This is a genomic window from Pseudomonas sp. LPB4.O (assembly GCF_038383825.1).
In the GTDB taxonomy this organism is placed as follows: Bacteria; Pseudomonadota; Gammaproteobacteria; order Pseudomonadales; family Pseudomonadaceae; genus Aquipseudomonas; species Aquipseudomonas putida.
The window spans coordinates 5,242,098-5,260,991 of sequence record NZ_CP151298.1; the positions used below are offsets into that span (position 1 = coordinate 5,242,098).

Below are 18,894 nucleotides of genomic sequence, written 5' to 3' on the forward strand. Positions count from 1 at the left end.
ATTGTTAGACTGATCGCCATTCCATAATGGAATTCAGGGGATGGAATTCAAACAGCTACGCAGCTTTATCGAAGTGGTCCACCGCGGCGGTTTCACCCAGGCGGCCCACACCCTGCATATCAGCCAGTCGGCTGTAAGCAAGCAGGTGGCCCAGCTGGAGCAAGATGTGGGCCAGCCACTTCTGGAGCGCCAGGCCTCGCAGCTGCACCTGACGGCAGCCGGACGCATTGTGCTGGAGCGTGGCGAAGCCCTGCTGCGTCAGCGCCAGGCACTGCTCAACGAGCTGGACGACCTTAGCCAGATGGAGCGTGGCGAGCTGCGCCTGGGCTTGCCCATGCTGGGCAGCGACGCCTTGTTCGCCGGTTTGTTCGCCGAGTACCGGCGGCGTCACCCGAACATTGCGATCCAGTTGCTCGAAGGTGGCAGCCGCAGCGTCGAGCAGGCGGTCAGGAGTGGCGAACTGGAATTGGGTGGCAGCCTGACGCCCAGCGACGAAGCGTTCGACTACCAACCGTTTTGCAACGAACCGCTGGATGCCCTGCTGCCGGCTGGCCATGCCTTGGCGGGCCTGGACGGGGTGGACCTGGCGCAACTGGCCGATACACCGTTCCTGCTCTATCAGCGCAGCTTCGTGCTCAATGACCGGCTGCTGAAGGCGTGCCAGCAGCAAGGCTTTACCCCGAAGGAAGGCGGGCGCAGCGGCCAGGCGGATTTTTTGGCAGCGCTGGTGGCGGCGGGCCAGGGTGTGGTGTTGCTGCCCCGGGTGGTGGCAAAAGCGCTTGAGCGCCCCGGGGTGGTGCGTTTGCCGCTGCGTTCGCCGCAGGATTTACGTTGGGATATTGCCTTTATCTGGCGGCGCGGGGCGTACCTGTCACGGGCGGCGCAGGCCTGGTTGGCGTTGCTGCGCGAGTGGCCGGTGCCGGGCAGTAGCTAATGATTTAGCCAGTGCCGGCCCTTTCGCGGGTTTACCCGCAAAGAGGCCAGACCAAGCGAAAAGGCCCCGTCAGGCTTTCAACGCTTGAACAAGCTCCGCCAACCACGGCTCCGCATCGGCTTCCGGGGTCACGGTCTCGCTGGCATCCAGGCGCAGCATCGGCTGCACTTCGCGCACACCCAACTCGGCAAACAGCTCGCGCATTTGTTCGCCACCACCACAGTAGGTGTCACCGTAGCTGGCGTCGCCCAGCGCAATGACTGCACCCGGCAGGCCACGCCAGGCCGCAGGCAGGGTGTCACGAATGGCGCAGTACAACGGCATGAGGTTGTCCGGCAGCTCGCCCATGCCGGTGGTCGAGGTCACAGCCAGCAAGGCGTCTGGGGCAAAACCTTCAAGATCCTGCAGGGTGGCACGCGCCGCATGCCAGGCCTCCAGGCCTCCAGCCTTCAACAGCGATTCGGCGTGACGGGCGACTTCTTCGGCGGTGCCATAGACCGATCCGGAAATAATGGCGACTTTCATCGGGTAGAGGATTCCGAAACTGAGTGAAAACGTAGGATACTAGCATCCAGCGCTGGCAAAAGGCCGCCTCTACCAAAGTCGCCGCCTTCAGCCTTTCTTTGCTCAATGGCCCAGACATGATCAACGCGCAATTGCTGCAATCGATGGTCAATGCGTCCAATGACGGGATCGTGGTTGCCGAACAGGAAGGCGACGACACCATCCTGATCTACGTGAACGCCGCTTTCGAACGCCTGACCGGCTATAGCCGCGACGAAATCCTCTACCAGGATTGCCGCTTCCTGCAGGCCGACGACCGTGACCAGCTTGGCCGTGCCCGCATCCGCAGGGCCTTGGCCGAAGGCCGCCCCTGTCGCGAAGTGCTGCGCAATTACCGCAAGGATGGCAGCGCGTTCTGGAACGAGCTGTCGATCACCCCGGTAAGGCTCGACGCTGAACAGCGGACCTATTTCATCGGTATTCAGAAGGACGTCAGCCGCCAGGTCCAACTTGAGCGGGAGCTTGCCGAACTGCGCGTTTGTCCGAAACCCGACGAACGCGCCTGAACCAAATACGCCACGCACGGTCAATTTCGTTGAAGAAATCGCCACCACCGAGTTCGATCATGCAAGCAGACGCGCTCCTGACCCAGGACGAACTGGATTTCATCCAGAGCATGCAGCATTCGCCGCAGCTGAACCTGGCAGACTCCATGTCGAGTCTGCTGGTCAATGGCGACCGTCGTATCCAGAGCTTGCTGACCCGCCTGGTGGCCAACGAACAGGTGACTTTGCAAGCCCAGTTCAACAACCAGCAGATCAGCTTCCCGCTGCAGTTGGTGGAAGACGAGTTCCACGCCCTGCACCTTCAAGTGGGTTCACCCGAAATCTACGAAGACGGCCCCATGCTGCGCGCGTGGCGCCTGTCGATGGAAACGCCCAGCCCGTTGCTCGATAGCCATGATCAGCAAAGCGGCCTGTGGGTTCGCGATATTTCGTTCAAAGGTGTACTGGTGGAGATCCGCGGCTTGCCAGCGGCGCCCACCCGTTTCGAGTTGCGCTTCGCCCCGGGCGATATCAGCCCGATCGAATTGCATGGTGTACTGGGCCGGCGCATCGGCCCGGACCTGGCGGCCTACGACCTGGGCCAGAGCCCGGCCGAAGAGATCGACCGCCTGCGCGACTATATCCTCCAGGCCCATCGCCAGGCGCACCCCGAACTGCACACTCAGGTATCGAGCTGACCGGCCAGAAACTGCCGCAAGCGCTGGCGCATCACACTACCCTGCGCACCAAGGCACGCTACCAGGCTGCCTGCCAGGTGGTCCTGTGCCACTTCTGCAGCTTCGCCGGCCAGCAACAACGGGCATTCCAGTACCGCAGCCATGCGCACCAGTCGTCGGGTGAGCTCCGCCGTGGGTGGGTGGTGGGAAAACAGCACCAGGGCATCTGGTTTCAGGCGTTCGCAGACCAGCGCCAGCTCCTGCAGCGGCTGCCCGCTCGCCAAGGGCGTCACGCCAATCTCGTCGCTGCCCAGGCTCAGGCCGGTCACCAGTAATTCCAGTTCGTGGCATTGCCCTGGCAACGCTGCCAGCAGCACTGTGCGACCACGCGGCACGTGGGCGAGCTGCAAACGGGCAAATACCCGGCCACGCAAGAACTGGTCGAGGAACAACCACTCGCTGGCCTCCCCATAGCCGCCCTGCCCCGCCGCCAGGTCGTGCCAAACCGGCATGAACACCTCGGCGAACACCTGGTCCAGGGTGTTGGCAGCAAACACCTCGTCGAACAGCCGGTCCAGGCCGGCCATGTCAAACTGCTGCACGGCCTGACGCACCTGGTGCTGCCAGCGCAACCAGACGTCCGTCGCCCCGCTGACCTGCTCGGCGAGGGCATGACCGCGAGCGAGGATGCTGCCCACTTTACTCACCGCCACACCGCGCTCAAGCCAGCCGAGGATACGGCGGATGTCATCGATGTCCGCTTGGGAATAAAGGCGGTGGCCACTGTCGGTGCGGGTTGGCTGAATCAGCCCGTAGCGGCGCTCCCAGGCACGCAGGGTCACGGCGTTGACGCCCGTCAGTCGGGAAACTTCGCGGATCGGAAACAGCTCCTGCTGCTCAAGACCCACTTCGATCAGCGGATCACGTCCCTGTTCGTTCATCTGCACGGCGTACCCTGAGTGCGGAAGTTGAGCGCTCATTCTACTACGCCGACACCGATCGCAGGGTGCAACCGTTTGCCGGCTGACATTCGGCGAAGATCACACATGCGCGATAATCCGCGCCCGATTCTTGCATGCACACCTGCGTTGCCCACCACCCCGGGCCACGTAGCCAAAGGGGGCCAGCTACCCGCCAGCCCCGTTGCCAGGAGATACACGATGTCTACCCCACCCGTCACCTTGATGGTGTCGCGCCGCGCCGCCCATGGCCGCTACCAGGACCTGCTGGCCTGGCTGCATGAAGGCGAGCAGCTGGCCACCGACTTCCCCGGCTACCTCGGTTCGGGCATCCTCGCCCCGCCCCGCGATGGCGACGAATTCCAGATCATCTTCCGCTTCAGCGACGAACCCACCCTGCATGCCTGGGAGCATTCCGCCTCGCGCCGGGCTTGGCTGCAACGCGGCAACGGCCTGTTCGAACGCCCCAAAGAAGCGCGCGTCAGTGGCATCGACGACTGGTTTGGCACCAATACGGTGCAAAAACCACCGCGCTGGAAGCAGGCCGTGGCCATCTGGCTGGCGTTCTTCCCGGTGTCGCTGGCGTTCAACCTGCTGTTTGGCCCCTGGCTGGCCACGCTGGACCTGCTGCCCCGGGTAATGCTCAGCACCCTGGCCCTGACGCCGGTCATGGTGTACCTGTTCATCCCCCTGTCCACCCGCCTGCTGGCCAGTTGGCTGCATGCCTCACCTGCCACCACTGGCGCCCTGCGCAGCCGCTGAGGCCAGGCCATACAACAGGGAAACAGTTCGGGTATGCTGGGCGGCAACCAAACGACAGACAAGTTGACCGCCCCGAAATGAACAGCCCCATTCTCGTTACCGGAGCCAGCCAGCGCGTCGGGCTGGCCCTGGCCCTTGAACTGGCACAGGCCGGCCATACGGTGGTCAGTGCCAGCCGCAGCGTCCAGCCACACACGGCCCACCCGAACATCGTGCAGTTTCAGGCCGACCTGTGCCTGGCGGCCGACCGCCAGGCCCTGATCGATCACCTGCACAGCCATTACGACGGCCTGCGCGCCATCATCCACAACGCCTCGCTGTGGCTCGATGACGGGCTCGACAACCTCGATACCATGTTCCGCCTGCACGTCGAAGCGCCCTACCACCTCAACCTGGCCCTGGGCGACTTGCTTGCCAAGGTGGAAAAGGCCGACATCATCCACATCTGCGACGAAACCTCTTCGCGCGGCAGCAAAAGCCATATTGGCTACGCCGCCACCAAGGCTGCGCTGCAGAACATGGTGCTGTCGTTCGCTGAAAAATATGCACCCACGGTGCACGTGAACGGTATCCTGCCCGGGCTGCTGATCCTCAAGGAAGGGGGCGACGAAGCCTACCGCCAGCAAACCCTGAAAAAGGCCCTGCTGGAGTTCGAACCCGGCGCCGGCCCGCTGATCGAGACAGTCAAATACCTGCTCGCCAGCCAGTACAGCACCGGTAGCCAGGTGGTCATCAATGGTGGCCGCCACTTGAAGAACCGCATGACCTGAGAGAAGCCCATGACCCCACAGCAAAAGCTCGAACTCGAAGCCGCCGCGTTCCGGCGCCTGGTCGAACACCTGCAAAAGCGCACCGACGTACAGAACATCGACCTGATGAACCTGTCCGGTTTCTGCCGCAACTGCCTGTCCAAGTGGTACAAGGCCGCGGCCGACGAGCGCCAGCTCGACCTGAGCCTGGACGACGCCCGCGAAGCGGTATATGGCATGCCCTACGCCGAGTGGAAAGCCCAATACCAGAAAGAAGCCAGCGCCGACCAACAGGCGGCGTTCGAAAAAGGAAAACCTCGTGACTGATCTGAACACCCTGCGCGCCAGCCTGGCCAGCGGCCAACATGTATTTGCCGATACCCTGGCGTTCATTGCCGACAACTACAGCTACCAGCCGCAGGCCTTCAACAACGGCGGCGTGGAGAACGCGGCCGGGCAGAACGAAGGTTCGTGCAAGACCTTGGGCCTGGCTTTGCTGGAAGGGCTGAGCGACCAGGAAGCGCTGCTGGCCTTTGGCGAGCACTACCGTGATGTGGTGGCCACGCCTGAGGGCAGCGACCATGGCAATATCCGTGCGCTGATCGAGCATGGTTTGGCCGGTGTGAAATTTGCCGGGCAGCCGCTGTCGCGCAAGGCTTGAGATAGCTGGGACCGCTTTGCGGCCCCAAAATCCTGAACCCACCCTCAATCCATGAGGGTGCCGGGTACCCCGTGGTCCAGCGCTCCCCATTGCAACCACTGCAAGGCCACCGGCCACAGGCTCTCGCGAAACCGGTCATGGAAAAACGCGAAATGGCCAATCTCCACGACCGAGATATCCACAGGCGCGATACGCAGGTGCCGGGCACCCTGTAGATAACTCAGCAACCGCTCGGTCGCCGCCACAGTGCCAAACGGGTCATCGGACAAGCTGATGGCCAGCGTCGCTGCCTGGACATGTGCAAACGGTACCCTCTCCAGCCGGCGCCCACTTGGCCGGTGCTCATAGCGTGGCGTACGGGTGGTCCAGTCATCCACCACCCCTGCCGGGGTGTCTTCCATCCAGCCCAGACGCTTGCCGGGGAAGTAGCCCAAAGCGCGGGTAAGCAAAGGCATCACCACATGCCATTTGCCGAACAGCCGCCAGCGTTGATCAGCCGCGTAATCGCGCCAGTAGGCAAACTGTGCGCCTACCATCACTACCCTGCGTATCTGGCCAGCCGACGGTGCCAGGCCTACTGCACAACCGCCAAAACTGTGCCCCACCACGTCTATTGGCTGGCCGGGGAAACGCTCGGCTGCATGCGCCAACATCGCTTCGAAATCCAGACGGCCCCAGTCGCTCCACGATGCCTGGAAGCCGCGCAACGAAACCGGGCGAGATTCGCCGATGCCACGGTAGTCGTAGGTCAGCACATCGCAGCCCTGGGCAAACAGGTAGTCGGCAAAGCGGGAGTAGTAGCGGCAGCGTACCGAAGTGGCCGCGTTGATGATCACCAGCGGGCGCTGGGGGTCAGGCTGGGCGTGACGCCAGCAGAAGCCGCCGAGGCTGTAGCCATCGGCTGTGGCCTGGCGAAAGTGGGTGGCGGGTTGGGCGAGGCTGCTCATGGCGCATTCCCTGTTGTTGTGCGCCAAAACTAGCAAAGATTTTGTAGCCTGTACCGCCCTCTTCGCGGGTAAACCCGCTCCCACAGGTATTATGCCAAGCTCGAAAGCGGTGCATTTCCTGTGGGAGCGGGTTTACCCGCGAATGGGCCAGTACAGGTAAATACTCTTACAGCTCGATGCAGTCGAACTTCACATCGGTGGCCACGTCGTCGTCGTAGTTGACGTCAGCGCGCTCGAAGCCGAACAGGTTGAGGAACTGCTTCTTGTAACCGGCATAGTCGGTCAGGGCGAACAGGTTCTCGGTGGTGACCTGTGGCCACAGGGCCTTGCACTCGTTCTGCACGTCGTCGCGCAGTTCCCAGTCGTCCAGGCGCAGACGGCCCTTCTCGTCGACTTCGGCCGGCGCACCATCGGCGCGATACAGGCGGTCGCGGTACATGCGGTCCAGTTGGTCCTGGGTGCCTTCGTGAACGCCTTTCTCCTGCATGATCTTGAAGACCATCGACAGGTACAGCGGCATTACCGGAATGGCCGAGCTGGCCTGGGTAACCACCGACTTCAGCACGGCCACGTTGGCGCCGCCTTTCACTTCGCCGGCCAGCTTCTGGTCCAGGCGCAGGGCAGTTTCGTCCAGGTCCTGCTTGGCCTGGCCCAGCGCACCGTGCCAGTAGATTGGCCAGGTAATGTCGCTGCCGATGTAGCTGAAGGCCACGGTGCGAGCGCCTTCGGCCAGCACGTTGGCGCCTGCCAGGGCGTCGATCCACAGCTGCCAGTCCTGGCCGCCCATGACGGTCACGGTGTCGGCAATTTCCTGCTCGGTGGCCGGCTCGATGCTGGCCTCGATGATGGTGTCCTTGTTGGTGTCGATGGCGGTCGACTTGTAAGGCTCGCCGATCGGCTTCAGGGCCGAGCGGATGACTTCACCGGTCTGCGGCAGTTTGCGCACAGGCGAGGCCAGCGAGTAGATGACCAGGTCGACCTTGCCACCCATCTCGTTCTTGATCAGCTCGATGACCTTGGCACGGGCCTCGTCGGAGAAGGCGTCACCGTTGATCGACTTGCTGTACAGGCCCTCGGCCTTGGCAAACTTGTCGAAGGCAGCGGAGTTGTACCAGCCAGCAGTGCCGGCCTTGGTTTCGGTGCCTGGTTTTTCGAAGAACACGCCCAGGGTGTCGGCCTTGAAACCGAACGCTGCGGTGATACGCGCTGCCAAGCCGTAGCCACTGGAAGCACCGATGACCAGGACCTTCTTCGGGCCATCCTCGCGCACGCCCAGCTTGCGGGTGGCTTCAATCTGGTCACGGACGTTGAGCTCGCAGCCCTTCGGGTGAGTCGTGGTGCAGATGAAACCGCGAACCTTAGGATGAATGATGGCCAATGTCTGTACCTCGTCAGGTTTATGCCGGGGAAGCGCCGCTTGGGGCGATTCCGATTGATCAGAGGGTGAGACTACCCCTGCAGGTTATCCGACACATATTACGGGGTGATCAAAAGGATGCAAAACCAAGGTTCTCCTGTGCCGGCCTCGTCGCGGGCTCGCCCGCTCCCACAGATGGTTCACAACCTCAAGGCCGGTGCAGTACCTGTGGGAGCGGGCAAGCCCGCGAAGAGGCCAATACAGGTCCCCTCAATCGCGACGTCGGCGACGCCCGGTGATCATCGACAACGGCAGGTTCTCGCGCAGGCGCACACTCTCGTAGATGGCCGCCAGCACATGCACACACACCAACGCCAACACCGCATCGGCCAACCAACTGTGCAGGTCGGTCGGCCAATCTGCGCCCCACAGCGCATCCACCTCCTGGGACGCCCAGCCGGTCAGGACCAGCCCTGCGATACCGGTCAGCATCAAAAGCATCACCAGGGCGCCAATCGGCGAATGCCCCAGGCGATGACAAGGCTCGCCGCGCAGCAGCGCACGGGCATGCCCTGCAAGGCGCGCCGGGGTTGGCCAGAAATCGGCCCAGCGCGCGCTGGGTGGCCCGACAAAGCCCCAGACCACGCGCACCACGACACAGGCCAGTGCGTAGTAACCCAGCCACTGGTGCCAGTCGTCACCTTCTTCGTTGAAAAAATAGTCGGCGAAGAACACACCGGCGATGGAGAGATGGCACAGCCGCAGGAGCGGGTCCCACAGCTGCACCGTGCCGTCGCTGTTCAATCGTGGTACTCGGACTTGACCGCCTTGCCGCTCACCGGGTCATGGTAGATCTCGACCTTGCGGCCATCCTTGTCGAGACCATAGATCTCGTAGCAGTTGCCCTTGGTAACCTTGAACTTGTTGATCTTGTAACCCTGCTCCTTGAGCTGGGCCTGGAACTTTTCCTGGTCTTGCCAGGTGCTTTTGTCTGCGGTGGTGCATTGGGTGGCGGCGAATGCTGTGCTGCTGCCGATCAGTAGCATCAAGGCGATGAGGGTGCGCATGAGTATGAGCTCCATTCAGTTGAGTGAAAACAGCACGGAATTCAGCTTAGTTGGATAGAACGCCGAGCGCCCATTGATTTGTTTTTCACATCAATCCGAAAGAAAAACAAACTTAACAAATGAGCCAAAGCCACCGATGCTTGGGCATTACGCCCATCGCACGGAGAACAACAAATGAACGACGTGGTCATCGTCGCCGCTACCCGCACCGCCATCGGCAGCTTCCAGGGCGCCCTGGCCACGGTACCTGCGGTAGACCTCGGTGCCGCCGTGATCAAGCGCCTGCTGGAGCAGACCGGGCTGGCCCCGGCGCAGGTGGACGAAGTGATCCTCGGCCAGGTGCTCACCGCCGGCGCCGGGCAGAACCCGGCACGCCAAGCCGCGATCAAGGCAGGCTTGCCCTACAGCGTACCGGCGCTGACCCTGAACAAAGTCTGCGGCTCGGGCCTCAAGGCCTTGCACCTGGCCGCCCAGGCCATTCGTTGCGGTGATGCCGAGGTGGTGATTGCCGGTGGCCAGGAGAACATGAGCCTGGCCCCCTATGTGATGCCTTCGGCCCGCACTGGGCAGCGCATGGGCCATGGCCAGCTGATCGACAGCATGATCACCGATGGCCTGTGGGATGCCTTCAACGACTATCACATGGGCATCACCGCCGAGAACCTTGTGGACAAGTACGGCCTCAGCCGTGACCAGCAGGACGCCTTTGCCGCCGAATCGCAGCGCAAGGCCGTGGCGGCCATCGAGGCCGGCCGCTTCGATGATGAAATCACCCCGATCGTGCTGCCACAGAAAAAGGGTGAGCCCAAAGTGTTCGCCCAGGACGAACAGCCACGCCCGGACACCACCGCTGACTCCCTGGCCAAACTGCGTCCTGCGTTCAAGAAGGATGGCAGCGTTACCGCTGGCAATGCCTCCAGCCTGAATGACGGCGCCGCCGCCGTGCTGCTGATGAGTGCCGCCAAGGCCAAAGCCCTGGGCTTGCCAGTACTGGCGAAGATCGCCGCCTATGCCAGTGCAGGGGTAGACCCGGCAATCATGGGCATCGGCCCGGTTTCAGCGACTCAGCGTTGCCTGGACAAGGCCGGTTGGCAGCTGGCCGAACTGGACCTGATCGAAGCCAACGAAGCCTTTGCCGCACAGGCGCTGGCAGTGGGCAAGGTGCTGGAATGGGATGCTGCGCGGGTCAACGTGAATGGCGGGGCGATTGCCCTGGGCCACCCGATTGGCGCTTCCGGGTGCCGGGTGCTGGTGACCTTGCTGCACGAGATGATCAAGCGGGACGCCAAGAAAGGCCTGGCGACCTTGTGCATCGGGGGTGGGCAAGGGGTGGCGCTGGCGATCGAGCGCTGATCAGCAGGCCCGGCCTATTCGCGGGTTCACCCGCGAACGGGCCGGCACAGGCTGCCGAAAATCAAGCGGCAGCCCGGTTCTCTTCCAGTGCAGCAACCAACACCGCCACTTCCTGGCACTTCTGCACGGCCACTTCCACCGGGCTGCGCGTCAACGAGCAGGATGGTGCCAGCCACAGCCGCTCTCCCAGGCGCTCATGGGCATCGTGCAGCAGGTCCAAGGTCTCTCCCAGATTGCAAGGCGCGGCGTTGACGCCATCGACCAGGCCCAGCGACAGCACTTTGTAGGCCGGCAGGCGATCGAGAATGGTCACGTACTGGTCGGGTGCCTGAACCAGGTCGATGTGCAGGCCATCGACCGGCAGGTTCGCGGCCAGGCCGAGGTTGCCTCCAAGGCCACCAGAGTAGGTGGCAATCAGCTTCTTAAGCGGCGCGCGCTGAAGAATGTTATAGACGCGCTCGAAAGCGTTTTTCCAGTCCTGTGGAAGGTCTTCGGCGAGAATCGGCTCATCGATCTGCACCCACTCGACACCCAGGGTAGCCAGGCGGTTGAGATGCTGGTCATACAGCGGCAGCAGGCGTTCGAGGCGCTCCAGCGTGTCGATGCCGTCGTTGGTTTCGCCCTGCCACAGATAGGTCAATGGGCCGATCACCACTGGCTTGACCGCATGCCCCAAGGCCTTGGCCTGTGCCACTTCGTCGAAAAGTTGCGCCCAGCCCAGGTCGAACGGTTGGTCAAACCAGGCAAAGTCGCCCACTGGCAGCAGTTCGATGCCGGCCTCTCTCTGCACCTGCCAGTGGCGGGCACGTAGCTCGCTGTCGTGGTCGATGCGTGGAAAGCCCAGGTTGTGTGCCAGTGCCATGTATTGTCCCTTCAGCCTGCATAAATGAATGAGGGGATTGTCCGGTTGAGACCGGTTTGAGACAAACTCATTAAATTTGAGATGAACCCAAGATTTTTTCATGATCATGATGATGTCTCATTCAGAGCACCGACCTGCGCATCCGGACATGACCCCGCCCGCCTTCTGCCGCACAATGCCACCCTGACCACACCAGGTGCCCGGCCACATGAGCCTGCTGAAAACCGCGCTGCGCGAACAGAACTTCGTCTGCGTCATGGAGTTCGTCCCCAAGCCTTCTGCAGAACGCTTCGCCGCCATGGAAGCGATCATGGCCCGCGCGCACCTGTGCGGCTGGCCAATGACCGTGGCCATCGGCGATCGCGTCGGCAGCCCGCTGGACATGTCGCCGCTGGACGCCCTCGCCTCGTTCAGCAACCCGGTACCTGCCCTGCCGCATTTTTCCGGCAAGGACCGCGAGCGTCACCACCTGCTTGCCCAACTGCAACGCATGGACGCCGCAGGCCTCGACCAGCTGTTGCTGCTGACCGGCGACCGCCTGCCCGGCCACGAGCCTGGCCAGCGCCCGGTGCGCTACCTGGAATCGGTCGCCGCCCTGCTGGTTGCCCGCCAGGCTTGCCCGCACTGGCTGCTGGGCGCTGCACTGAACCCGTTCAAGTACTGTGAGGAAGAAGGCGGCGCCCAGTTTTTCAAGGCCGAGAAAAAACTCGCAGCAGGCGCCGACTTCCTCACCCTGCAACTAGGTTTCGATGCCGCCAAGCATCAGGAAGCCATGCACTGGATGCGTCGCCAGCCCACGCCCAAGCCGATGCTGGCCTGCCTGATGAGCCTCACCCACGGGCGCGCGGCAATGCTCGACCACGTGGCCGGGGTCACTGTTACACCGTCCATGCGTGACATGCTCGAAGCGGAGACTGCGCAGTCCAAGGCCTTTGCCCAGGCACGCAGCGTCGACCGCCTGGCGTTGCAGATCATTGGCGTGAAACTGATGGGCTACGCCGGTGTGCACCTGTCGGGGGTTCACGAACTGAAGCAGCTGCTGGCCCTGGAAGCCCGTGTCGAGCACTGGCAAACCCAGATCCACACGCTGGAGCAGTGGGCGCCCGCCTGGCAGGCCAGTTGGCAGATGCCCGGGCTGCCGGCCGTGATATTCCACCCGCCACAAGCGGCTTGGCGCCAGGGCGAGTCGCGGGTCGATGCCTCGTTCAAAGAGAAAGCACGCTATCACCTGATGCACGGCATGCATTCACTGCTGTTCAGCCGCCGCAACAGCCTGAGCAAGGCATTTGGCTGGGCGGTACGCCGACCGCTGTGGGCTACGCACCTTGGCGCACAAGTGCTGCACAAGGTGGAACGTGCGGTGAAACGGCCGCTGGTGGGTTGCGATACCTGCGGCCGCTGCCGCCTGGAAGACACCCTGTACGTCTGCCCGGAAACCTGCCCCAAAGGCCTGGCCAATGGCCCCTGCGGCGGTACCGCGCTGAACCGCTGTGAATTCGGCGACCGCGAGTGCATCCACAGCGTCAAATACCGTACGGCAAAGGCAGTGCGGCAAACGGCGGTGCTGACCGAACGCCTGATCCCGTGCATCGAGGTGGAAACCCGCCACCGCAGCTCATGGCCGCAGTGGTTCCAGGCCGCAACGCCGCGCCGGCTCAGCCCGCAGCCAGCGCCTCGAAGCCAGCCCGAATCGTAGCCTCGGGCAGTTCATCGGCGATGAACACCATTACGCTCTCGCGGGCTTCACCCTCGGCCCATTCTGCATCCCAGTCGAAACCGTAAAGCTTGAGCACGCCCTGAAACACCAGCTTGCGGTCTTCTCCGGCAATGTTCAGCACGCCCTTGTAGCGCAGCAGCTGTTTGCCGTGGGTTTCCAGCAACTCATTCATGAAGCCGCTGAGGCGGTCGATGTCCAGCGCGGTTTCCGTGCGCAGCACCATGGTGGAGATACGGTCGGGGGTGGCGGGCTTGAGCACCGGGCGAAGCATCGGTTTCAGGTTCGCGCCCAGGTCGGGGTTGAGGTTGAAACCACGCACATCCAGTAGCTCAGCCAGGTCGATGCGGCCGTGTTCGACAACGCGGATGGCGGCCCGGCCATTGATGCGCGCCAGGCGCTCGCGCAGGGCCTGCACCGCAGCCGGCTCGGCCAGGTCGGTCTTGCTCAGCAGCAGGCGATCGGCAAAGCCGACCTGGGCCTGGGCGATGGTCTGGGTCAGGTGCAGTTCGGCATGAACAGCGTCGACCAGGGTGATGATGCCGTCGAGGATGTAGCGCTCACGCAAGTCCTCGTCGATAAAAAAGGTTTGCGCCACCGGCGCCGGGTCGGCCAGGCCGGTACATTCGATTACCAGCCGGTCAAAGGCAATCTCGCCTGCGTCCAGGCGCTCGAGCAACAGGTACAAGGCGCGGGTGAGGTCACCGTGGATGCTGCAGCACACGCAGCCATTGGCCAGGGTCATCACCTGCACCGGCTCGTCGCCCAGCAGTTGGCTGTCGATGCCGGCCTCGCTGAATTCGTTTTCGATCACGGCAATCTTCAGACCGTGCTCGGCCTTGAGCATGTGCTTGAGCAAGGTGGTCTTGCCAGCACCGAGGAAGCCTGTAAGTACGGTTACGGGAATGGGCGTCTGCACGCAGAACATCTCCTGTGCGGAAAAAACAGTGGCCCCATCGCCGGCAAGCCAGCTCCCACAGGAGCTGCACAGACCTTGTGGCCTATGCAGTACCTGTGGGAGCTGGCTTGCCGGCGATGAGGCCGGACAGGTCAACGCTTAGGGTTCAACAGCATTTGGGCCCGGACTTGCCACCGTAACGGGCTTCCTGGCGCTCGCGGAAGAACGCCTCGTAGCTCATCACCGGCTTGTCCGGATGCGTCTTCTGCATGTGTTCGACATAGTTGTCGTAGTCGGGCATGCCGACCATCAGGCGGGCTGCCTGCCCCAGGTATTTCCCCAGTCGACCCAAGTCGTTGAACATTATTGCAGTCCTCTCGATTACGCGTCAGGCAAGGCCTGGAACGGGGTTTCCTTGTCGCTGCGCTCCTTGCGGCCCCAGGCGCCGTAGCCGACCTTTATGGCGAAGAACAGGATGCTGAAGACCACCAGCAGGAACAGAATGGTCAGGCCCGCGTTGGTGTAGGCGTTGAAGATCACGTGCTGCATCTGCCCGATGTCCTTGGCCGGGGCCAGTACCTGGCCGGCGTCCAGCGCGGTGCTGTACTTCTTGGCCAAAGCCAGGAAGCCAACGGCCGGGTTCGGGTCGAAGAGCTTGATCAGGCCTGCAGCAGTGGTACAGATCAGCAGCCACACGGCCGGCACCAGGGTGACCCAGATGTAGCGCTGACGCTTCATCTTGATCAGCACCACAGTACCGAGCATCAAGGCGATACCGGCGAGCATCTGGTTGGAGATGCCAAACAGTGGCCACAGGGTGTTGATGCCACCCAGCGGGTCGATCACGCCCTGGTACAGCAGATAGCCCCACATTGCCACGCAGCCAGCGGTGGCGAGCAGGTTGGCCCCCCACGATTCGGTGCGTTTGAGTGCCGGTACGAAGCTGCCCAGCAGGTCTTGCAGCATGAAGCGCCCGGCACGGGTACCGGCGTCCACTGCGGTGAGGATGAACAGTGCCTCGAACAGGATCGCGAAGTGGTACCAGAAAGCCATGGTGTTTTCACCTGGCAACACCTGGTGCAGGATCTGCGCGATACCGACTGCCAGGGTTGGCGCACCGCCGGCACGGGCCAGGATGGTGTGCTCACCAATGTCACGGGCGACGGCTTCAAGCTGCTCAGGGGTAATCAGGAAGCCCCAGCTGCTGACCGTCTGCGCCACCGACGCAACGTCTGCACCCACCACGGCGGCCGGGCTGTTCATGGCGAAGTACACGCCCGGTTCGATCACCGAAGCGGCGACCATGGCCATGATGGCCACGAACGACTCCATCAGCATGCCGCCGTAGCCGATGTAACGGGCGTTGGTTTCGTTGTCCAGCAGCTTGGGCGTGGTGCCCGAAGAGATCAGGGCATGGAAGCCCGACACCGCACCACAGGCGATGGTGATGAACAGGAACGGGAACAGGGTGCCCTTCCACACCGGGCCTGTGCCGTCGGTGAACTGGGTCAGCGCCGGCATTTTCAGCTCGGGCGCAATGATCAGGATACCGATGGCCAGGCCAACGATGGTGCCGATCTTGAGGAAGGTCGACAGGTAGTCACGCGGCGCCAGCACCAGCCACACCGGCAGCACTGCGGCGACGAAGCCGTAGCCCACCAGCATCCAGGTGATCTGCACGCCGGTGAAGGTGAACGCCGGGCCCCAGACCGGATCCGCAGCGATCACGCCGCCCAGCCAGATCGAGGCCAGCAGCAATACCACGCCAACCACCGAGATCTCGCCAATGCGGCCCGGGCGGATGTAGCGCATGTAGATGCCCATGAACATCGCGATCGGGATGGTCGCCATCACCGTGAACATGCCCCACGGGCTCTCGGCCAGGGCCTTGACCACGATCAGCGCCAGCACCGCAAGGATGATGATCATGATCAGGAAGCAGCCGAACAGGGCGATGGTGCCCGGAATGCGGCCCATCTCCTCGCGCACCATGTCGCCCAGCGAACGGCCGTTGCGGCGGGTGGACATGAACAGGACCATGAAGTCCTGCACCGCACCGGCCAGCACCACGCCGGCGATCAGCCACAGCGTGCCGGGCAAGTAGCCCATTTGCGCGGCGAGCACCGGGCCGACCAGGGGGCCTGCGCCGGCGATGGCAGCGAAGTGGTGACCGAAGAGGATGTGTTTGTTGGTCGGGACGTAGTCCAGGCCGTCGTTGTTGAGCACCGCCGGGGTAGCGCGGCGCGGGTCCAGTTGCATCACCTTGGTGGCGATGAACAGGCTGTAGTAACGGTAGGCAACCAGGTAGATGGCCACTGCCGCGACCACGATCCACAAGGCGTTGATTGCCTCACCGCGACGCAGGGCGACCACACCCAGCGCGCAGGCCCCTATGACTGCCAGCGCCAGCCACGGAATGTGGCGTAGCAGGCTATTATTGTTGTTCATGGTTAGCTTCCAGCTGGTGGATTGGAAAGACCGCCCACCGAGTCTAGGGCGAGTCAAGGCGCATTGCCACACTTGCTTTGGTCTAGAGCCTCTGCGGCCAGATTGCGGTACCTGATGCACATACCCTTCTAACTATAGTCAGGATGTCACTTTAGGACCTACCCGAGGATCCACGCCATGAGCGATCACGACGAACGCCGCCGTTTCCAGCGTATCCAGTTCGACGCCCCGACCAGGCTGTGCCAGGGCGAACGTTGCTGGGAGGTGAAACTGCTCGACCTGTCCCTCAAGGGCCTGCTGGTCGAAAGGCCTAAACCCTGGGATCCCGACCTGAGCCAGGACTTCGAAGCCTACATCCTGCTCAACGACGAAGTGACCGAGGTGCAGATGCAGGTCGAACTGCGCCACGAAGAACCGGACCGGCTGGGCTTCATCTGCCTGTACATCGACATCGATTCGATGAGCCACTTGCACCGTCTTGTGGAATTGAACGTGGCCGACAGCACCGAAATGATGCGTGAGCTGCGCGAACTCATCGAATAATGAAATCTCTTAGCTAGCTAATAGCCTCCCCCCGATGTGTTTCCTGTCTACCCAGACAGCTTTAAGCCTGGGTAGCAGCACTTTGTACACACCCCTCTAATACAGCATTTGGTGAGTTGGTACGCCTTCTGCATTGGGTTTTCGCACATCCGGCGACCGCCCTTGTGCGCGCTCCGATCAAAATATTGTATACAATTCTTGTGGTAATCATTTGCCGGAACTGTCTACAGTAGCGACACAAAAATAAACAGAGAGCCTGCTCCATGACTACGTCCCCTAGCACGTCTCCCGCCAAGCGCCCCGAGGATGAAAACCTCGGGCTTGGTGCCAACCTGGCTTACGGTCTGCAGCATGTGTTGACCATGTACGGAGGGATCGTCGCGGTACCCCTGATCCTGGGCCAGGCCGCAGGCCTCAACGGCGCCGAAATCGGCATGTTGATTGCTGCCTCGCTGTTTGCCGGTGGCCTGGCCACCCTGCTGCAAACCCTCGGCCTGCCGTTCTTCGGCTGCCAGTTGCCGCTGGTGCAGGGCGTGTCGTTCGCCGGTGTGGCCACCATGGGGGCGATCCTCAGCAGCGAGGGCGGCGGTGGCCTGCCAGGCGTGCTCGGCGCGGTCATGGCAGCATCGCTGATCGGCTTCCTGATCACCCCGGTGTTCTCGCGCATCACCAAGTTCTTCCCGCCGCTGGTGACCGGTATCGTCATCACCACCATCGGCCTGACCCTGATGCCGGTGGCTGCACGCTGGGTGATGGGTGGCAACAGCGCCTCGCCGGAATTCGGCAGCGTGGCCAACATCGGCCTGGCGGGGCTGACCTTCGCCATCGTGCTGCTGCTGAGCAAGCTGGGCAGCGCGACCATCTCGCGCCTGTCGATCCTGCTGGCCATGGTGCTCGGTACCCTGATCGCCTGGGCGCTGGGCATGACCGACTTCAGCAAGGTCACCGAAGGTGCGATGTTCGCCTTCCCCACGCCGTTCCATTTCGGCATGCCGGAATTCCACATCGCCGCGATCCTGTCGATGTGCATCGTAATCATGGTAACCCTGGTGGAAACCTCGGCCGACATCCTCGCCGTGGGTGAGATCATCGACACCAAGGTCGACTCCAAGCGCCTGGGCAACGGCCTGCGCGCCGACATGGCATCGAGCATCCTGGCGCCGATCTTCGGCTCGTTCACCCAGAGCGCGTTCGCCCAGAACGTTGGCTTGGTGGCCGTGACCGGGGTCAAGAGCCGTTACGTGGTGGCCACGGGCGGTGTGATCCTGGTGGTGCTCGGCCTGCTGCCGGTCATGGGCCGGGTGATTGCTGCAGTACCCACCCCGGTACTGGGCGGTGCGGGCATCGTGCTGTTCGGCACGGTGGCGGCCAGTGGTATCCGCACCCTGTCCAAGGTCAGCTACAAGAACAACGTCAACCTGATCATCGTCGCCGCTTCGCTGGGCTTCGGCATGATCCCGATTGCCGCGCCAACCTTCTACCACCACTTCCCGAACTGGTTCGAGACCATCTTCCACTCGGGCATCAGTTCGGCGGCGATCATGGCCATCCTGCTGAACCTGATCTTCAACCACTTCACCACCGGCAACTCGGAAAACCAGTCCGTGTTCGCCGCAGCGTACGAACGCACCATCCAGTACTCCGACATTTCCGCACTGCGTGATGGCGACTACTTCAAGGATGGCAAGCTGTTCGATGCCGAAGGAAATGAAGTGCCATTGCTGGAACTGGACGAGCATGGCAACCAGACGGTCAGGCGTGCGGCAGTTGCCGAGCATTGACCGCTGACTGAGCGGTGAGTGGGGGGCCGACGCGCATCGTCGGCCCCTTTTTCGTTTGACTGTACTGGCCCTTTCGCGGGTTTGCCCGCTCCTTGTAGGAGCAGCCTTGTGCTGCGAAGAGGCCATTGCTGCC

At 62.6% G+C, this 18,894-nt stretch carries 21 protein-coding genes; 11 read left to right on the forward strand and 10 right to left on the reverse strand.

The window, feature by feature from the left end:
* Window positions 1-40: 40 nt before the first annotated feature.
* Complete coding sequence (locus MRBLPB4O_RS23715) at window positions 41-934, forward strand: LysR family transcriptional regulator (RefSeq protein WP_341796769.1); 894 nt, start codon at window positions 41-43, stop codon at window positions 932-934.
* 69 nt (window positions 935-1,003) lie between these two features.
* Here the strand turns inward: MRBLPB4O_RS23715 and MRBLPB4O_RS23720 are convergent, their stop codons facing one another.
* On the reverse strand, window positions 1,004-1,459 hold the full coding sequence (locus MRBLPB4O_RS23720; protein WP_174369724.1) for a flavodoxin: 456 nt from the start codon (window positions 1,457-1,459) through the stop codon (window positions 1,004-1,006).
* Between the two features lie 116 nt (window positions 1,460-1,575).
* Here MRBLPB4O_RS23720 and MRBLPB4O_RS23725 point away from each other — a divergent pair, with 116 nt between their 5' ends.
* Both MRBLPB4O_RS23725 and MRBLPB4O_RS23730 read left to right on the forward strand, forming a co-directional pair.
* Window positions 1,576-2,004 (forward strand): PAS domain S-box protein, encoded by a 429-nt coding sequence (locus MRBLPB4O_RS23725; protein ID WP_341796770.1) that lies wholly within the window; start codon window positions 1,576-1,578, stop codon window positions 2,002-2,004.
* A gap of 59 nt (window positions 2,005-2,063) precedes the next feature.
* Entirely contained in the window at window positions 2,064-2,681 is a 618-nt protein-coding gene (locus tag MRBLPB4O_RS23730; protein WP_049275444.1) for a PilZ domain-containing protein, read from the forward strand.
* On the opposite strand, the gene MRBLPB4O_RS23735 is transcribed toward MRBLPB4O_RS23730, so the two are convergent.
* On the reverse strand, window positions 2,666-3,601 hold the full coding sequence (locus MRBLPB4O_RS23735) for a MerR family transcriptional regulator (RefSeq protein ID WP_341798926.1): 936 nt from the start codon (window positions 3,599-3,601) through the stop codon (window positions 2,666-2,668). The two genes, MRBLPB4O_RS23730 and MRBLPB4O_RS23735, sit on opposite strands and share 16 nt — an antisense overlap.
* Before the next feature lie 219 nt (window positions 3,602-3,820).
* Between MRBLPB4O_RS23735 and MRBLPB4O_RS23740 the strand changes: the two genes are divergently transcribed.
* The 4 genes from MRBLPB4O_RS23740 (at window position 3,821) to MRBLPB4O_RS23755 (ending at window position 5,791) form a co-directional block, all read left to right on the forward strand.
* A complete protein-coding gene (locus MRBLPB4O_RS23740; RefSeq protein ID WP_049275446.1) occupies window positions 3,821-4,381 on the forward strand; it encodes an antibiotic biosynthesis monooxygenase in 561 nt (186 codons plus the stop codon).
* Between the two features lie 77 nt (window positions 4,382-4,458).
* A complete protein-coding gene (gene folM, locus MRBLPB4O_RS23745) occupies window positions 4,459-5,151 on the forward strand; it encodes a dihydromonapterin reductase (RefSeq protein WP_059395190.1) in 693 nt (230 codons plus the stop codon).
* 9 nt (window positions 5,152-5,160) lie between these two features.
* Window positions 5,161-5,457 (forward strand): DUF1244 domain-containing protein, encoded by a 297-nt coding sequence (locus tag MRBLPB4O_RS23750; RefSeq protein ID WP_341796771.1) that lies wholly within the window; start codon window positions 5,161-5,163, stop codon window positions 5,455-5,457.
* Entirely contained in the window at window positions 5,450-5,791 is a 342-nt protein-coding gene (locus MRBLPB4O_RS23755; RefSeq protein WP_016497941.1) for a HopJ type III effector protein, read from the forward strand. The genes MRBLPB4O_RS23750 and MRBLPB4O_RS23755 overlap by 8 nt, the downstream gene beginning before the upstream one ends.
* A gap of 44 nt (window positions 5,792-5,835) precedes the next feature.
* Here MRBLPB4O_RS23755 and MRBLPB4O_RS23760 read toward each other — a convergent pair whose 3' ends face one another.
* The 4 genes from MRBLPB4O_RS23760 to MRBLPB4O_RS23775 all read right to left on the reverse strand — a co-directional run bounded on the left by MRBLPB4O_RS23760 (window position 5,836) and on the right by MRBLPB4O_RS23775 (window position 9,162).
* Window positions 5,836-6,738, reverse strand: coding sequence for an alpha/beta fold hydrolase (locus MRBLPB4O_RS23760; protein ID WP_341796772.1), 903 nt, complete (start codon window positions 6,736-6,738; stop codon window positions 5,836-5,838).
* Window positions 6,739-6,904: 166 nt separating this feature from the next.
* Window positions 6,905-8,116: an enoyl-ACP reductase FabV gene (fabV, locus tag MRBLPB4O_RS23765; protein ID WP_016497939.1), complete on the reverse strand. Its 1,212-nt coding sequence runs from the start codon at window positions 8,114-8,116 to the stop codon at window positions 6,905-6,907.
* Between the two features lie 249 nt (window positions 8,117-8,365).
* Window positions 8,366-8,899 carry a cytochrome b/b6 domain-containing protein gene (locus tag MRBLPB4O_RS23770; RefSeq protein ID WP_016497938.1) on the reverse strand — a complete coding sequence of 178 codons (534 nt, stop codon included), beginning with the start codon at window positions 8,897-8,899 and terminating at the stop codon, window positions 8,366-8,368.
* Window positions 8,896-9,162: a PepSY domain-containing protein gene (locus MRBLPB4O_RS23775; protein WP_016489091.1), complete on the reverse strand. Its 267-nt coding sequence runs from the start codon at window positions 9,160-9,162 to the stop codon at window positions 8,896-8,898. The genes MRBLPB4O_RS23770 and MRBLPB4O_RS23775 overlap by 4 nt, the downstream gene beginning before the upstream one ends.
* A 174-nt stretch (window positions 9,163-9,336) precedes the next feature.
* On the opposite strand from MRBLPB4O_RS23775, the gene MRBLPB4O_RS23780 reads away from it, so the two are divergent.
* Entirely contained in the window at window positions 9,337-10,515 is a 1,179-nt protein-coding gene (locus MRBLPB4O_RS23780) for an acetyl-CoA C-acetyltransferase (protein WP_341796773.1), read from the forward strand.
* Window positions 10,516-10,576: 61 nt separating this feature from the next.
* Here MRBLPB4O_RS23780 and MRBLPB4O_RS23785 read toward each other — a convergent pair whose 3' ends face one another.
* Window positions 10,577-11,377 carry a 5-methyltetrahydropteroyltriglutamate--homocysteine methyltransferase gene (locus MRBLPB4O_RS23785; protein ID WP_341796774.1) on the reverse strand — a complete coding sequence of 267 codons (801 nt, stop codon included), beginning with the start codon at window positions 11,375-11,377 and terminating at the stop codon, window positions 10,577-10,579.
* A 208-nt stretch (window positions 11,378-11,585) separates the two neighbouring features.
* On the opposite strand from MRBLPB4O_RS23785, the gene MRBLPB4O_RS23790 reads away from it, so the two are divergent.
* Window positions 11,586-13,073, forward strand: coding sequence for a methylenetetrahydrofolate reductase C-terminal domain-containing protein (locus tag MRBLPB4O_RS23790; protein ID WP_341796775.1), 1,488 nt, complete (start codon window positions 11,586-11,588; stop codon window positions 13,071-13,073).
* On the opposite strand, the gene yjiA is transcribed toward MRBLPB4O_RS23790, so the two are convergent.
* The 3 genes from yjiA to MRBLPB4O_RS23805 all read right to left on the reverse strand — a co-directional run bounded on the left by yjiA (window position 13,033) and on the right by MRBLPB4O_RS23805 (window position 16,437).
* Window positions 13,033-14,010 carry a GTPase gene (gene yjiA, locus MRBLPB4O_RS23795; RefSeq protein ID WP_258654005.1) on the reverse strand — a complete coding sequence of 326 codons (978 nt, stop codon included), beginning with the start codon at window positions 14,008-14,010 and terminating at the stop codon, window positions 13,033-13,035. The two genes, MRBLPB4O_RS23790 and yjiA, sit on opposite strands and share 41 nt — an antisense overlap.
* 145 nt (window positions 14,011-14,155) lie before the next feature.
* A complete protein-coding gene (locus tag MRBLPB4O_RS23800; RefSeq protein ID WP_003251633.1) occupies window positions 14,156-14,353 on the reverse strand; it encodes a YbdD/YjiX family protein in 198 nt (65 codons plus the stop codon).
* 17 nt (window positions 14,354-14,370) lie between these two features.
* Window positions 14,371-16,437 (reverse strand): carbon starvation CstA family protein, encoded by a 2,067-nt coding sequence (locus MRBLPB4O_RS23805; protein ID WP_341796776.1) that lies wholly within the window; start codon window positions 16,435-16,437, stop codon window positions 14,371-14,373.
* A 177-nt stretch (window positions 16,438-16,614) separates the two neighbouring features.
* Between MRBLPB4O_RS23805 and MRBLPB4O_RS23810 the strand changes: the two genes are divergently transcribed.
* Together MRBLPB4O_RS23810 and MRBLPB4O_RS23815 are read left to right on the forward strand one after the other, a co-directional pair.
* Window positions 16,615-16,980, forward strand: coding sequence for a PilZ domain-containing protein (locus tag MRBLPB4O_RS23810; protein ID WP_341796777.1), 366 nt, complete (start codon window positions 16,615-16,617; stop codon window positions 16,978-16,980).
* 263 nt (window positions 16,981-17,243) lie between these two features.
* Complete coding sequence (locus MRBLPB4O_RS23815; protein WP_016497930.1) at window positions 17,244-18,761, forward strand: nucleobase:cation symporter-2 family protein; 1,518 nt, start codon at window positions 17,244-17,246, stop codon at window positions 18,759-18,761.
* Window positions 18,762-18,894: the final 133 nt, after the last annotated feature.

Bases quoted from the DNA above. Each gene is read 5' to 3' on its own strand.
- MRBLPB4O_RS23715 (WP_341796769.1), top strand. From the start codon at position 41: ATGGAATTCAAACAGCTACGCAGCTTTATCGAAGTGGTCCACCGCGGC.
- MRBLPB4O_RS23720 (WP_174369724.1), bottom strand. From the start codon at position 1,459: ATGAAAGTCGCCATTATTTCCGGATCGGTCTATGGCACCGCCGAAGAA.
- MRBLPB4O_RS23725 (WP_341796770.1), top strand. From the start codon at position 1,576: ATGATCAACGCGCAATTGCTGCAATCGATGGTCAATGCGTCCAATGAC.
- MRBLPB4O_RS23730 (WP_049275444.1), top strand. From the start codon at position 2,064: ATGCAAGCAGACGCGCTCCTGACCCAGGACGAACTGGATTTCATCCAG.
- MRBLPB4O_RS23735 (WP_341798926.1), bottom strand. From the start codon at position 3,601: ATGAACGAACAGGGACGTGATCCGCTGATCGAAGTGGGTCTTGAGCAG.
- MRBLPB4O_RS23740 (WP_049275446.1), top strand. From the start codon at position 3,821: ATGTCTACCCCACCCGTCACCTTGATGGTGTCGCGCCGCGCCGCCCAT.
- folM (WP_059395190.1), top strand. From the start codon at position 4,459: ATGAACAGCCCCATTCTCGTTACCGGAGCCAGCCAGCGCGTCGGGCTG.
- MRBLPB4O_RS23750 (WP_341796771.1), top strand. From the start codon at position 5,161: ATGACCCCACAGCAAAAGCTCGAACTCGAAGCCGCCGCGTTCCGGCGC.
- MRBLPB4O_RS23760 (WP_341796772.1), bottom strand. From the start codon at position 6,738: ATGAGCAGCCTCGCCCAACCCGCCACCCACTTTCGCCAGGCCACAGCC.
- MRBLPB4O_RS23775 (WP_016489091.1), bottom strand. From the start codon at position 9,162: ATGCGCACCCTCATCGCCTTGATGCTACTGATCGGCAGCAGCACAGCA.
- MRBLPB4O_RS23780 (WP_341796773.1), top strand. From the start codon at position 9,337: ATGAACGACGTGGTCATCGTCGCCGCTACCCGCACCGCCATCGGCAGC.
- MRBLPB4O_RS23785 (WP_341796774.1), bottom strand. From the start codon at position 11,377: ATGGCACTGGCACACAACCTGGGCTTTCCACGCATCGACCACGACAGC.
- MRBLPB4O_RS23790 (WP_341796775.1), top strand. From the start codon at position 11,586: ATGAGCCTGCTGAAAACCGCGCTGCGCGAACAGAACTTCGTCTGCGTC.
- MRBLPB4O_RS23800 (WP_003251633.1), bottom strand. From the start codon at position 14,353: ATGTTCAACGACTTGGGTCGACTGGGGAAATACCTGGGGCAGGCAGCC.
- MRBLPB4O_RS23805 (WP_341796776.1), bottom strand. From the start codon at position 16,437: ATGAACAACAATAATAGCCTGCTACGCCACATTCCGTGGCTGGCGCTG.
- MRBLPB4O_RS23810 (WP_341796777.1), top strand. From the start codon at position 16,615: ATGAGCGATCACGACGAACGCCGCCGTTTCCAGCGTATCCAGTTCGAC.
- MRBLPB4O_RS23815 (WP_016497930.1), top strand. From the start codon at position 17,244: ATGACTACGTCCCCTAGCACGTCTCCCGCCAAGCGCCCCGAGGATGAA.